At 41.2% G+C, this 13,240-nt stretch carries 12 protein-coding genes; 6 read left to right on the top strand and 6 right to left on the bottom strand.

Translation table 11 applies throughout. The annotated features are described in order from the left end of the window. Positions 1–8: 8 nt before the first annotated feature. On the bottom strand, positions 9–1,022 hold the full coding sequence (gene ltaE, locus L2730_RS07255; RefSeq protein ID WP_248973990.1) for a low-specificity L-threonine aldolase: 1,014 nt from the start codon (positions 1,020–1,022) through the stop codon (positions 9–11). A gap of 346 nt (positions 1,023–1,368) precedes the next feature. On the opposite strand from ltaE, the gene L2730_RS07250 reads away from it, so the two are divergent. Further along, the gene (locus tag L2730_RS07250; RefSeq protein ID WP_248973989.1) at positions 1,369–2,007 is read left to right on the top strand and encodes a trimeric intracellular cation channel family protein; all 639 of its coding nucleotides are present in this window, start codon (positions 1,369–1,371) and stop codon (positions 2,005–2,007) included. Between the two features lie 55 nt (positions 2,008–2,062). On the opposite strand, the gene L2730_RS07245 is transcribed toward L2730_RS07250, so the two are convergent. The 3 genes from L2730_RS07245 to L2730_RS07235 form a co-directional block, all read right to left on the bottom strand. Continuing rightward, entirely contained in the window at positions 2,063–2,887 is an 825-nt protein-coding gene (locus tag L2730_RS07245) for a mechanosensitive ion channel family protein (RefSeq protein WP_248973988.1), read from the bottom strand. 31 nt (positions 2,888–2,918) lie between these two features. After that, positions 2,919–3,482, bottom strand: a complete 564-nt coding sequence (locus tag L2730_RS07240; protein ID WP_248973987.1) for an OmpA family protein — start codon at positions 3,480–3,482, stop codon at positions 2,919–2,921. A gap of 338 nt (positions 3,483–3,820) precedes the next feature. Beyond that, positions 3,821–4,279 carry a YaiI/YqxD family protein gene (locus L2730_RS07235; protein WP_248973986.1) on the bottom strand — a complete coding sequence of 153 codons (459 nt, stop codon included), beginning with the start codon at positions 4,277–4,279 and terminating at the stop codon, positions 3,821–3,823. 218 nt (positions 4,280–4,497) lie between these two features. Here L2730_RS07235 and L2730_RS07230 point away from each other — a divergent pair, with 218 nt between their 5' ends. The 3 genes from L2730_RS07230 to L2730_RS07220 all read left to right on the top strand — a co-directional run bounded on the left by L2730_RS07230 (position 4,498) and on the right by L2730_RS07220 (position 7,110). Then, positions 4,498–5,169, top strand: a complete 672-nt coding sequence (locus L2730_RS07230; protein ID WP_248973985.1) for a DUF2461 domain-containing protein — start codon at positions 4,498–4,500, stop codon at positions 5,167–5,169. Positions 5,170–5,414: 245 nt separating this feature from the next. Further along, the gene (locus L2730_RS07225) at positions 5,415–6,767 is read left to right on the top strand and encodes an RsmB/NOP family class I SAM-dependent RNA methyltransferase (RefSeq protein WP_248973984.1); all 1,353 of its coding nucleotides are present in this window, start codon (positions 5,415–5,417) and stop codon (positions 6,765–6,767) included. Between the two features lie 157 nt (positions 6,768–6,924). Continuing rightward, positions 6,925–7,110, top strand: coding sequence for a hypothetical protein (locus L2730_RS07220; protein WP_248973983.1), 186 nt, complete (start codon positions 6,925–6,927; stop codon positions 7,108–7,110). A gap of 43 nt (positions 7,111–7,153) precedes the next feature. On the opposite strand, the gene L2730_RS07215 is transcribed toward L2730_RS07220, so the two are convergent. Further along, positions 7,154–8,824: a 7TM diverse intracellular signaling domain-containing protein gene (locus L2730_RS07215; RefSeq protein WP_248973982.1), complete on the bottom strand. Its 1,671-nt coding sequence runs from the start codon at positions 8,822–8,824 to the stop codon at positions 7,154–7,156. A gap of 283 nt (positions 8,825–9,107) precedes the next feature. Then, positions 9,108–9,647 carry a YfaZ family outer membrane protein gene (locus tag L2730_RS07210; protein WP_248973981.1) on the bottom strand — a complete coding sequence of 180 codons (540 nt, stop codon included), beginning with the start codon at positions 9,645–9,647 and terminating at the stop codon, positions 9,108–9,110. A 420-nt stretch (positions 9,648–10,067) separates the two neighbouring features. Between L2730_RS07210 and L2730_RS07205 the strand changes: the two genes are divergently transcribed. After that, positions 10,068–11,147, top strand: a complete 1,080-nt coding sequence (locus tag L2730_RS07205; RefSeq protein ID WP_248974201.1) for a DUF4382 domain-containing protein — start codon at positions 10,068–10,070, stop codon at positions 11,145–11,147. Positions 11,148–11,385: 238 nt separating this feature from the next. Beyond that, positions 11,386–11,868, top strand: coding sequence for a glutathione peroxidase (locus tag L2730_RS07200; protein ID WP_248973980.1), 483 nt, complete (start codon positions 11,386–11,388; stop codon positions 11,866–11,868). Positions 11,869–13,240 lie beyond the last annotated feature (1,372 nt).

The raw sequence follows: 13,240 nt of genomic DNA, 5'->3' as shown, positions 1-13,240 counted from the left end.
GGCATTAGCTAGCGCAGTAAAATCACTTTAAGTTCACGAATAAAGCTATCGATATCAGTACGAGAGATATCTGCATGGGTGACTAAACGTAACGTTTGCCCAGCACTAATGAGTATCCCTTTCAGCTTAAGCTCTTTAGCGACAGCATTAATATCTATCTCGCCAACAACAGTGGCAAATACCATATTCGTCTGCACTAAAGATAGATCAACATCGAAACAGCTAATGGCTGACAATTGCGACGCTAAATAGCTGGCATTATCATGATCTTCAGCTAATCGCTCAACTTGCTCGGTCAATGCTAGCTGCGCAGCCGCGGCCAAAATTCCTGCTTGGCGCATACCTCCACCTAATACTTTTCGCCAGCGACGGGCTTTTTTGATCAAGCGCTCATCGGCTAACAATATTGAGCCTACTGGCGCACATAGACCCTTTGATAAACAGATAGAAACAGAGTCGAAATATTGGGTAATATCAGTAATGGGTAAATTCTGTGCAACCGCAGCATTAGCCACTCGAGCGCCATCAAGATGGATTTTTAGCCCCTTCTCAAACGCCAAACTCTGTGCTTGGGCTAAATAGTTTTGAGGCACAACTTTACCGCCAATAGTGTTTTCTAAGCTCAACAATCGAGTACGGGCAAAATGGATGTCATCAGGCTTAATTGCCGCTTCAATATCGGAGAGCAAAATACTGCCATCAGCTTGGTTAGTTAATGGTTGCGGTTGAATACTGCCTAATACAGCGGCGCCACCACCTTCAAATTTATAGTTGTGCGCTTGCTGACCACACAGGTATTCGTCGCCGCGCTCACAATGACCCATTAAAGCTAATAAGTTGGCTTGAGTGCCTGATGAAGTAAATAACGCACCATCAAAACCGAACATTTCTGCTGCCATATCTTCAAGGTAATTTACGCTTGGATCATCTCCATATACATCGTCTCCGACCTCAGCAACGCCAATAGCCGCGCGCATTGCCGCGGTAGGTTTAGTGACGGTATCACTGCGAAAATCTATCATTACTTACCTCATTATCGATATTGTTTTCGTACTCACTGGCCAATACTACTGTGCCTTTGGCGCTAGCACCAGCACCAAATCAATAGATAGTTCAACAAATAAACAGTCCTTAACCGCCCCTCAGCAAAATACACCTTGCAAATGGATATAACCGAGCATCATTAATATCATTCAACAAGTAAAACCAAGGAAAGAACCCATCACATCCCCCGTAAAATCTAGCTACAATAACAAACACCAAAACAACACCCATTAGTTTTTATAATGATAAAAATAAATTTAATCACTATCTTTATTGACCAAACAGGGGCAAAATCCGCTTCCTTTTAGTTAGCTAGTGTCTCTTATGTTAGAAGTAAAAGTAATTAGTGCTTTGTGGCTCATCGGTATCTTAGCGGAAGCAATGACTGGTGCCCTAGCCGCTGGTAAAAAACAGATGGATCTTTTTGGGGTGGTCATTATTGGCTGCGTCACCGCAATTGGTGGTGGTACGCTGCGCGATATGCTCCTAGGTAACTATCCGATTATATGGATTGAAAATGCCCACTATCTACTCGCGATTGCAGCTGCGTCGCTACTCACTGTGATGATCGCACCTTTAATGCGTTATCTATCACGATTATTTCTGGCGATCGATGCCATTGGGCTGGCAGTATTTTCAATCGTAGGCGCACAAAAGACCTTAATGCTAGGTTACAGCGCAGAAATCGCGATCGTGATGGGCGTTGTCACTGGTGTATTTGGCGGCGTAATTCGAGATATTTTATGTAATCAGGTACCGCTTATTTTTAAGAAAGAGCTATATGCGCTGGTCGCATTACTGACAGCGGCACTCTATGTGGGAATGAAGCTCAATGGGATCACTGAATGGTTAAGCTTGACGATTGCGCTGCTGTTTGGCTTTAGCTTTAGAATGCTAGCGATTCGTTACCACTGGTCAATGCCCAAATTTGACTATCAATATCAGTCTGACAGCTCTCACTAGTGCTCCCCCACAAAAAAGGCCAGCAATTGCTGGCCTTTCTTAACACAAACTATGATTAACTGGCAGGCGTCTCTTTCACATACAGGTCCATCTGTGGGTATGGAATGCCAATTCCCGCTTCATCAAGTGCCACTTTAATTTGCTCAAGGATTTCGAAATGAGCAGGCCAGTAGTCACTGCCTTTAACCCATGGGCGAACGACAAAGTTTACCGATGAATCAGCAAGCTCAGCAACCGCTACGGTATAAGCCGGATCTTTAAGCACATACTGACTGTTATCTAATATTGAAGTCAGCACCTTCTTGGTTTCGGCAAGATTAGCGTCATACGACACACCAATCACTAAATCTAAACGGCGAGTTTCCATTGCCGAATAATTAACAATAGTGCCGTCCATCATTGCCGAGTTTGGTGCAATAATAACTTTATTATCTGGGGTAAGCAGTTTAGTTGAGAAGATAGTTATCTCGCTTACTGTGCCTGCAATTCCTGCTGCCTCTACATAGTCACCGACTCTGCAAGGACGGAACAAGACCATCAACACGCCTGCTGCAAAGTTAGATAGCGAACCTTGTAGCGCTAAACCGACCGCTAAGCCCGCGGCACCAATGACTGCGACAAGAGACGCAGTTTGCACACCAATCTGTCCTAGCGTGGCAACAATGGTAAATACCAACACCAACGACCAAGCGATATTGCTAACAAACGAAGTTACTGTTTCATCAACTTTGCGTTTTTTAAGCAATTTTGTGGTGAGTTTTTTTGCAACACCGGCTAAGAACTTACCAATCACAAAAATGATTATCGCAAATAATATTTTCATGCCATAAGTGACTATCAGCTCTGGTGCTTGATCCATCAGACCTTGCAAGTTATCCATGTATATACTCCCTTAACTTTTAATTTATATTTTAAAAAACAACGAAAAATTCAACTCTTCTATTTAGTGCTCGGCCACTACCAGTATGGTTATTTGCAATCGGAGCTTGGCTTCCAACACCTTTTATATCAAAACGATCGGGTTCGAAATCAAACTCAGTGATTAAAGCTTGCTTAACACTTTTTGCGCGCAATAATGACAACCTTTGGTTAAAGGCTTCACCTCCAATAGAGTCAGTGTAACCAACCAGTAATAACCGAGCTGGAACGTGAGTTAACCAAGCGGATATACGTTCAAGCACGGCTCTTTGACTCGATAACAGCTCAGATTTTGCAAACTCAAATTTAACAATATTAGATGACAATTGTGTACAACTGGCCGGGTAAAAAACTCCAGTTATGGTTCTCAGGCAAAGGGTTGTAGCTAGTGCCTTGTAAGCACAGCCACTAGCATCTACTCTTTGACCTAATTGAGATTGTGCACAGGCATCTTTTTTATCAGGCACTCCATCAGCATCACTATCATGCCAGTCACGAGCATATGCACTCCCCGCCGCCAAGATATAAACTCCAAGAACCAATATTAACCATCGCATATCGATAACCCATCGCTATAGTCAAACAATTCTCAGCGCTAAGACATGTTTGCTATGTTAACTAACAAAAAACAAAAAGGCAGTTAAATAATTAACTTAACCATTACAATAATAGTCATATTTGGAGGTTTGTCCCAATACAACGCGCTATTCGACTCAATTTGGTCGCAGAAGCAAACAACCAAGAAACAGTAAGTCACTGTTGAAGAGGTTGACCCTATCGAGTCAAGAGTATGTTGTAACAAAAGCGACTGGCTGTTGATTATGAAATCAACAGCCAAATTTGATGGAATAAGGCGGTCACGCTGCAGAAATGAGATTGGAACAAAAAATCAACGCTATTTTTTTTGCTGCTTAAATTTAGTGATAAGGCGATCTAATTGATTAGCAAAGGCTTGTCTTTCACTTTGACTCATCGCAGCAGGGCCTCCAGTTTGCACACCACTCGCGCGCATGGTATCCATAAAATCACGCATATTTAAAATCGATTTAATATTTTGCTCAGTGTAAAGTTCACCTCGAGGGTTTAGCGCTAATCCACCTTTCTCGATAACTTCAGCCGCCAACGGTATATCTGCTGTAATGACCAAATCGCCAGCAGTGAGTCGCTTAACAATCTCATCATCAGCGACATCGAAACCTGATGAAACAGTCACCATTTTTATAAATCGTGAAGGCGGGATCTTAACACTATGATTGGCGATCAATATGGTTTCGATTTCTGCTCTGTCAGCGGCGCGAAATAGCGTTTCTTTAGTTACACCTGGACAAGCATCAGCATCAACCCAAACTTTCATAACAATCCTTTATATATCTAGCCACAACGGACAAAGTGCAGTATCAATCAATAAGCGAACAACCCGATCTCTCGTGCCGCACCAAATACTGAGTATTATAGCGCTAAACGAACCACTACCAATAGTGCCTTTCTCAATCAAGTGAGCCAATAGTACATGCCATCATGTCACTATTTTGTTATGTTAATCAGCAATTAAATCACTTTGAGAACTGAGTCATGTTTTCACCTGCGAGTTTTGATTTCCTAAATGAACTGTCAGTTAACAATGATCGTGAATGGTTTAAAGCAAACCAGCCACGTTATGAGCAGCAAGTACGCACACCAGCATTACAGTTTATTGAAGCGATGCAACCATCGATATTAGCGCTTTCGCCTAGATTGACTGCAGTACCTAAAAAGGTTGGCGGCAGTATGATGCGTCCCCAACGAGATAGTCGCTTTAGCAAAGATAAAACACCTTATAAAACTAATGTAGGCATTCAATTTCGCCATTTTCAAGGCAAAGATGTGCATGCCCCAGGTCTTTATTTGCATATAGCCAACGACGGCTGTTTTCTTGGTGCCGGGATTTGGCATCCTGAATCAAAGGCATTAAACGCAATACGCAGCTGTATTGACGAAAATCCTAATGGCTATAAAAAGGCTTTAAAAGCACTCACTCAGGCTGGATTTAATATGGAGGGCAGTCAGCTTATAAGGCCGCCAAAGGGCTACGACAAAAGCCACCCAATGCTAGACGAGCTTAAGCGCAAGGATTTTATTGCTATCAAAGCTATCTCAATGGAGCAAGTCTGCGCCGCAGACTTTGACGACTTCTGTTCCACTGAATTTGAGCATTGTCAGCAGCTAATGCGTTACCTTTGCTTTGCACTGGACTTAGATTATTAAACAGCTAACTACTGATGTCTCAGCCTTAGTTGCTAGCATTGAGAGTTGGAGTTCTTTTCTCGAAAAGCTAAGGTTTAGGCTCAGTAAGAATAGCTAGAATCAAGCGATATCACTTGCTCTCTTTATCGCATTGCGACCCTAGACCTGCTAGCGGTGCTAGATTGAGGCGTTTAACTTAATACTCTGCTACAATTGCGCCACTTTTTCTATGAGCCCTTTGAGGCTTCTGCGTCAGGCACATCTACATGGTCGAATCATCCACATCTTCAGTTAATGCATTTCAAGCACAGAGCAGTGCTCAGAAACGCGCATTGAGCTATAGCAATACAATTTATCAGCTATTTAATAGTGTCTTTGAACAAGAAATGCCTGCTGACCGGATTGTTGGCGAATACTTTCGAGCTAACAAAAAACATGGTTCTAAAGATCGACGTGTAATTAGAGAAAGCTTATTTGCGCTATTTCGCTGGTGGGGTTGGCTTAAAAAAGTGCATACCAGCACCGAGCAAGATGAAAGTTGGTTTGCCGCGCTCGCCATGGTTGCCGAGTTTGAACAGCACAACTGGAGCCAATTTAGTGAAGCTTGGCGAGAGTTCGCTAACCAATCTAACCAGTACTGTATTGTTAGCAGTACAAAAGCTATGCCGACTGTGTTGGATAAATGCCAATATGTGCAGCAATCATTTACTGACATAGAGTTTGACTCGCGGGATCTACTGCCAATATGGTTTTGGGACACTATCGATATTAATACTATCGATGAACTCGCACTGATTGAGGCGATGAGCTCACGCCCTCCAATATGGGGGCGCGCACAGAAATGCACTGCTCAGCAACTGTGTACACAACTGCAAAGCGAGAGTATCGAGGCTTCAACCAGCGAGTTTTTTAATGATACGGTCAATCTCGGGCATAAAAGCATTAATCTTAATGGTATAAAAGCTTATCTAAATGGGCAGCTTGAGATCCAAGATTTAGGCTCCCAAGTGATTGGACAGATCTGTGCGCCTAAGCCAAACGATAACTGGTGGGATACCTGCAGTGGTGCTGGCGGTAAATCGCTCCAGTTACGCTCACTCATGCTTACTCAAGATGACAAAGGCTTAGGCGCTATAACGGCTTCAGACATTCGAAGAAAACCCTTAGAAGAGCTTGGCAAGCGAGCAAAGCGTGCAGGCTTTAATGGCATATCAACCTCACCTTGGAAAGATGAATCTCTACCTGTTGCAGCTGAAAGCTTTGATGGTGTGCTCGTTGATGCGCCTTGCAGCTGCACTGGAACTTGGCGACGCAACCCTGATATGCGTTGGCTCGATGATGTCTCCGTGGTTAACGATAAACAAGCATTGCAGCTAGATATTCTCAACCGTAGTGCAAAAGCTGTAAAACTCGATGGTCAATTGGTGTATGCCACATGTTCACTCTCTCCAGTCGAAAACGAGCAGGTCGTTAAGCAGTTTCTTTCTTTGAACCCTCAATTTACTATCCAACAACTGACTCATCCCTTTACCGGACAAGCTGCAACAATGCTGACCGTTTGGCCGCAGGATGCTGATACAGACGGTATGTTTGTCGCCAAAATGCGCCGGGTAAGTTAAGCCAAAGAACAATAAGTAACACTAACAAAGCCGTGTAATGCACGGCTTTTTATATCCCCATCCAAAAGCGCTACGTTTTGTCATTGCAGTGTCATATTCACTTTCTAATATCTAGGCTGTTAGTGCATGTAAAATAGTAAACAGTAGGGTTAAGTCGATGAGAAACACATATGAGTTTGACCAGCAAGCGGAGTGGCATAATGACTTCGATGATAGCTTTAGTGATGACAGTAAAAGCAAACGCTTAAAGCAGCGTAAAAAAGAGCAACGTAGTAGTAATAAACGTTCGCCAATAGAGGCTTTTTCTGAAGAGCACTTCATTAGCGAAAGTCGGCGCCGTTAAAAACCACATTTTGAGGTTGAACTTATTCAGCCTCAAAATGACCTTACATATCCATATCAAGGGCGCTACTTATGCGCTTCGCATATAACTGACGCCGTTTGATACTCTTGTTGGCATACAAGTTCTGATCAGCATTGCGCAACCATTCATGATTATTAACCACTTCGGTATTCAAGCAGCGCCCAACATGTAAGCTCGCATCATTAAAGCCTTCAGCATTAAAGTGCGATTCAATTCTGGCTGTGGCCTGCTCAACCTCCGCAAAATCCTCTTTATCAATGAACAACACAAAGTCATTCACGCCTACCCTATAAATATACTCTTGGTGGCGATTTTTAATCTGACTTTCCAACTGTTTAGCGACAAAGCAGATCAACTTATCGCCCTCGCCCAGCCCTAATCTTTTATTCACCAACGACAAACCTTCAATGGTGATAAGGACTAAATAACACTCAGCATTCGCTGAGGGACCAATGGGCTGCTCTTGACGCATAAATTCATCAAAAGCAAAACGGTTTGCAGTACCAGTAAGCTCATCGATTCTCGCATTTTTCCAAGCGACATCTAACGTTTCGATATAACGCTCTTTTTCATCTGACAACATGCGGATTTTGTGAGCCAATGCAAGTGATAACAGCAACGCGTCAGCCGTGCCACCGATAAGAGTCGCTAACTCTGCGTTGTCAAAAAAGTCTGGGGTGATCCCCATATTTCCAGGCAAAATAAGTACTGCGGGCAACAATAAACAGGTAAACGCGAATATGAAATATCGAGCAGGATAAAAGCCTTTTAACAAACAAACGTTGCCACAGGTTATCGCCAAAGCTATCCATAACATAATCAGTATTGAAGCAATAATAGCCGTGTATGAGATGAAATAAATACTCGTCGGTAAGGCAATGATACAGGCCCACATTAAGTATTTGCTCAACTTCCACAACCTTGGCGAATGTTCCGGCAATTGCAAAAAGTGTTTATAAAAAAGAATGTTAAAAATCGGCAAACCAATAAAAAAAAGATGGTGTAACTGCAAAGCATGCAAATCAAAAAGATGAGCAGGGATATGAAAGGTTAATGCCCAACCAGTGAAATAAGTTAAAACATAAAAACCGTAATATAAAAATGCTCTATCTCTAATTGATGCATAGATAAGTAAGTTATAAAAAGCGATTGAAGCTAGTGCCCCTAAACAGAGTACGATAAACATCGCACTTAAATCAGACTTGAGTCGGTGCTGCTGGTAGGGCTCAAGTTGCAGTTTAGGTTGTGATGAATAGTAGCGACTACTAACTCGAGTCACCAGCCAATAGTTAGTCTCCCTTTTTAATTCGACATTACGTGCATAATCAAATAGAAATTCATAAGGAGCATAATACCCGCTGTGAAAATATTGCTTTGAGCCATCTTCACCAATAATCCAATAGTCCACAGACTCAATAATGGCGTTTTTGACATTGACGCTCCACTTCCCTTCGTTACCGACAATAACAAAAGCGCTGGCCATCCAGTAATCACCGCCAGCCAATGAGACCTTACTCTGCAACGAGTGCGACTTAATCCAAGGCATTATCGCCATAAAATCTTGTGGGTTACTATCCCCTTCGACCGCTTCAAAGAGGTATTTTTGATCGAAAACGGCACTAGCATGCGCACTTTCATTGCCGCCCATAATGGACAGCATAAGCAAAATGAATGTTATTATTTTTATGTGCATGGAAGATAAATCCGTTTTCAAAAGCCACACTAAATTGAAGTTAGCGTGACAAAAGTCACGTATATGACAATAATTTGACTTAAGTTTACATGAAACAGACATTTATCAAAATGTAAAAAGCATTTTGTTGTTGAAACAAACGACTAAATATTGAAGATGTTGAATAGGAAGTAAGAGGCTGATTTAAGCTATGGGTAATTAAGGTAAAACAGAGTTAAACTCAAAAATGAATATAACGACCAATAGCCATCAATCGGCTATTGGCTGCATAATTTAGACTATATTAGAAAGTCGCTCTGCCACCTAAATAGAAGCCTGAGTCAAATGTAGTATTAGCTGCATCATCGTACTGAAAACGAATATTTCTATAACCGACAAAAAGTGCTAATGAAGGATTTAGCTGGTATTGAACCTTGCCATCGACCTGCCAAGAACCGTCAACATCACCAAACGATAACACTGAAGGCGAGTAGTAACCTGATCCATGTACTGAAACGTTTGAACCTAAGTGCATTGCGTAGCGGCCGCCTATGCCTACCACATTACCATTTTGACTTTTCTTAGACCAAAGCTGAGAAAACTTCGCCCCAATCTCAATATGGTGTACTCCAGCATCATGGGCTATATGCATAGCACCTGATAACATCTGACCGCCATTATCAGAGTAGATATACTCTACAGATGCATTCACATCTTTATTCAAATCGACCTGTATATCAGTTAGCAAGGTGTCATCATTAAGCCCCAAGGTAAAATCGGTTGCTTGAGCTGAAACACTCGCCAAACTCAATACTGCAGCACCCACTAAAAGTTTTATTTTCATTGTTAATCCGACACATATTTTAATTTGTCAGGAGCATACACAAAACTGATCTCAATTTTTATCTAAACCACCGTACCGAGTTCGCATTTTAATAAAGCTCAACCTAAATCCCCTTAACGGACAACACACTCAACAATAAAGACACATTAATCTCAACCAAGATTCAAACATGAAATCTCCACTCAAATAATTAAAGCGTTGATTTAGATTAAGAACAATCGGCAACTTCTTAGCCTGTTGAATGCGCCATAATAGTTCAGCGGACATTCATCTTAAATTCCCTTATAGTGCCGCAGGGGTATTGGTCGACAAAGTAAGTATCCATAAGGATTGCGGCTTTGGTTTACCCCTATTTAGCATAAGCAAAAGTACTTATAACAACTATAATGAATATCCTGAGTGATATGATTTGGAGCAATGATGAAAAATATAAAACTCACATCTTTGAGTATCGCGATAGCAACCAGCATCATGTTATCTGGCTGTGGTTCTGATTCAGATTCCACCCCAGAACAAGAGTTCGGCACATTCACCCTTGGAGTGTCAGATAATCCCGCTGATGCGAATATTGTTAATATCGCCTTTAAGCAAGTGGTATTAAAAAACAGTGAAGGCTCTGTCTCATTCGACGTTTCAGTTGGAGAGGACGGACTACAACACGTCGACCTATTAAGTGTGCAAGGGCAAAATGTTGAAACACTTGTCAGTGGCCAATCTGTTGCTGTCGGCGAATACCAAATGTGTATCTATATGCAAAACAACGAAATATCAGATACGGATAGCTCTTATGTACTTTCTGGCGCCTCTAAAGATGACAACGGAGAATATGTAGGTGGCGTGGTTGAAGGGTTAGTGACAAACAGCAATGGTTCTTGTGGTGGCGAAGGCGCTGATGAAGACAATACTGGTCGTTTATTTTTCAATAAAGCATTTACGATAGCCGCTGGTAATAACGCTTTCGTCGCTGAGTTTAACCTATCTAAAGGCCTTCAAGCTCCCCACGGGAATAAGGAATATTGGACGTTAAAGCCAACGTCAGTGCAATTGGTCAATAACGCTGAGGTTGGCGCAATTGCAGGGCAAATAAGTCCTGAAACCATGGCAACTTGTGAAGCTAATGCTGGTGGTTCAGCGTTTTCTTCAGCTGTTTATCTCTATCCAAGCGATACGGCACTTGATGACATGGCAGATTTTAGAAGCGGTGCAAATGTACTCACTCAGGTTGCCCCTATTACTTCTGCTAGAGTTAACCCAATTGAAGACGCTGAAGGCAATAACTTAGGTTATGGCTATGAATTTGGTTTTGTGGTTGCTGACACGTATAGCCTAGGTTATACCTGCCTAGCACAAAATGACGACCCTGAACTGTCTAATGTTCGTGAGCCAGAAGATGACACACTTCCTTTCTTTATCGACTCTGCAGAGCAAGATGTCACGGTCGTTATTGATGAAACAACCACCCGTCATTTCCCTGAGTCATTTGTACCTAGCGACTCATAAGCAAAGCAAGGCTTTGTAGCCCTGTTACTTAGGTTACTTAGGTTACTTAGGTTACTTAGGTTACTTAGGTTACTTAGGTTACTTAGCAAAAAGGTACTCATTCATTTGTGAGTACCTTTTTAATTTAATTTTCCCAGAGAAAATATCTGTTTACTGTAACCCTCACCACATAGATTGCGCACAACAATATTGCCCGCAAACCCATTTAATAGTATGCTTTCTCAAAAAGGAGCGCACTATGCCATCATCAATTTACGATTTTTCAGTTGCCAACATCCAAGGTCAACCTACCGCTTTAAAAGACTACCAGGGAAAAGTGGTCCTTATTGTAAATACAGCGAGTGAGTGTGGCTTTACTCCGCAATATAAAGAGCTTGAAGCCCTCTATAAAAAATACCAATCTCAAGGCTTAGTCATACTTGGCTTTCCTTGCAACCAATTTGGCGCTCAGGAAAAAGGTGACAGTGCAGCCATCAGCTCATTTTGCGAACTCAATTTTGGAGTTACTTTTCCACTTTTTGAAAAAATAGAGGTAAACGGCGCAACTACAGCCCCGCTTTACCAATATTTAAAAACAGAAGCAAAAGGCTTACTAGGCTCAGAACGGATCAAGTGGAACTTCACCAAATTTCTAATTAACAAGCAGGGAAAAGTTGAAAAACGCTTTGCACCTACAACGAAACCAATGGCGATAGAGAAAAACATCTTAGAACTATTGTAATTTTTATAGTTTAAAAACAATGAATTAAAAATATAATTAAAAAAACCACAATTAACTTGTCTATTTTTTGAACTTTAACTGATTTTAACTCTCTAACTTTTTGAGCATTGAATATTTACTTCATGTTCATCATTCTCCCTGGGACTTCTAGCGCGGTCCCCTTGATCTCTAAGTAGGTCAGTCAGGCAACCCATTGGGTTGCCCTTTTTTTACCTCAAAGACTCTCCAAATGACATAAAGCTGAAGCAAGTAGAAAAAAACACTCTTTCAGGGAACTAAAACAAATTACAGCACTCTGACTATATGAACCGATTCTGGTTAAGTGAATTTTATTAATTGGCTTAACGCTTTTACTCTTTGCTCATCACTTAGAGTTGATAGTTTCATTGTTCATCATCATTCCCTTAGGCACTCCTGTTGAGGTTTGCCATTGGAGTTAACCGTTACGCTAGCGCACTAACCGTGTTAACTCTTGAAAACTTATGTTTATGGCAACCTATTTAGGTTGCCATTTTTTTTGGCTAACAATCACCGCAAAATATCCTTAAGCAAATCTTGGTTTATTCACAAAATTCAATGCATTAATAAACGGATAATCACCAGTAAGTGAGCTAAAAATCAAACCAAATGAAATAAAAACGAAAAAAGTGAGGAGTAATTGGAACTAAAGCTAAATTTGGCACTCTGACTATATGAACCGATTCTGGTTAAGTGAATTTTATTAATTGGCTTAACGCTTTTACTCTTTGCTCATCACTTAGAGTTGATAGTTTCATTGTTCATCATCATTCCCTTAGGCACTCCTGTTGAGGTTTGCCATTGGAGTTAACCGTTACGCTAGCGCACTAACTGTGTTAACTCTTGAAAACTTACGTTTATGGCAACCTATTTAGGTTGCCATTTTTTTTGACTAACAATCACCGCAAAATATCCTTAAGCAAATCTTGATTTAATCGCAAAATTCAATGCATTAATAAATGAATAACCACTAGTAAATGAGCCAGAAGACAACAAAATCAAATAAAAATGAAAAAAGTGAGGAGTAATTGGAACTAAAGCTAAATTTGGCACTCTGACTATATGAACCGATTCTGGTTAAGTGAATTTTATTAATTGGCTTAACGCTTTTACTCTTTGCTCATCACTTAGAGTTGATAGTTTCATTGTTCATCATCATTCCCTTAGGCACTCCTGTTGAGGTTTGCCATTGGAGTTAACCGTTACGCTAGCGCACTAACTGTGTTAACTCTTGAAAACTTACGTTTATGGCAACCTATTTAGGTTGCCATTTTTTTTGGCTAACAATCACCGCAAAATATCCTTAAGCAAATCTTGGTTTATTCACAAAATTCAATGCATTAATAAACGGATA

It is taken from the genome of Shewanella kaireitica, assembly GCF_023284045.1.
Taxonomy (GTDB): Bacteria; Pseudomonadota; Gammaproteobacteria; order Enterobacterales; family Shewanellaceae; genus Shewanella; species Shewanella kaireitica.
This window is presented reverse-complemented; position numbering and strand designations above follow the sequence as displayed.

Bases quoted from the DNA above. Each gene is read 5' to 3' on its own strand.
- ltaE (WP_248973990.1), bottom strand. From the start codon at position 1,022: ATGATAGATTTTCGCAGTGATACCGTCACTAAACCTACCGCGGCAATG.
- L2730_RS07250 (WP_248973989.1), top strand. From the start codon at position 1,369: ATGTTAGAAGTAAAAGTAATTAGTGCTTTGTGGCTCATCGGTATCTTA.
- L2730_RS07245 (WP_248973988.1), bottom strand. From the start codon at position 2,887: ATGGATAACTTGCAAGGTCTGATGGATCAAGCACCAGAGCTGATAGTC.
- L2730_RS07240 (WP_248973987.1), bottom strand. From the start codon at position 3,482: ATGCGATGGTTAATATTGGTTCTTGGAGTTTATATCTTGGCGGCGGGG.
- L2730_RS07235 (WP_248973986.1), bottom strand. From the start codon at position 4,279: ATGAAAGTTTGGGTTGATGCTGATGCTTGTCCAGGTGTAACTAAAGAA.
- L2730_RS07230 (WP_248973985.1), top strand. From the start codon at position 4,498: ATGTTTTCACCTGCGAGTTTTGATTTCCTAAATGAACTGTCAGTTAAC.
- L2730_RS07225 (WP_248973984.1), top strand. From the start codon at position 5,415: ATGGTCGAATCATCCACATCTTCAGTTAATGCATTTCAAGCACAGAGC.
- L2730_RS07220 (WP_248973983.1), top strand. From the start codon at position 6,925: ATGAGAAACACATATGAGTTTGACCAGCAAGCGGAGTGGCATAATGAC.
- L2730_RS07215 (WP_248973982.1), bottom strand. From the start codon at position 8,824: ATGCACATAAAAATAATAACATTCATTTTGCTTATGCTGTCCATTATG.
- L2730_RS07210 (WP_248973981.1), bottom strand. From the start codon at position 9,647: ATGAAAATAAAACTTTTAGTGGGTGCTGCAGTATTGAGTTTGGCGAGT.
- L2730_RS07205 (WP_248974201.1), top strand. From the start codon at position 10,068: ATGAAAAATATAAAACTCACATCTTTGAGTATCGCGATAGCAACCAGC.
- L2730_RS07200 (WP_248973980.1), top strand. From the start codon at position 11,386: ATGCCATCATCAATTTACGATTTTTCAGTTGCCAACATCCAAGGTCAA.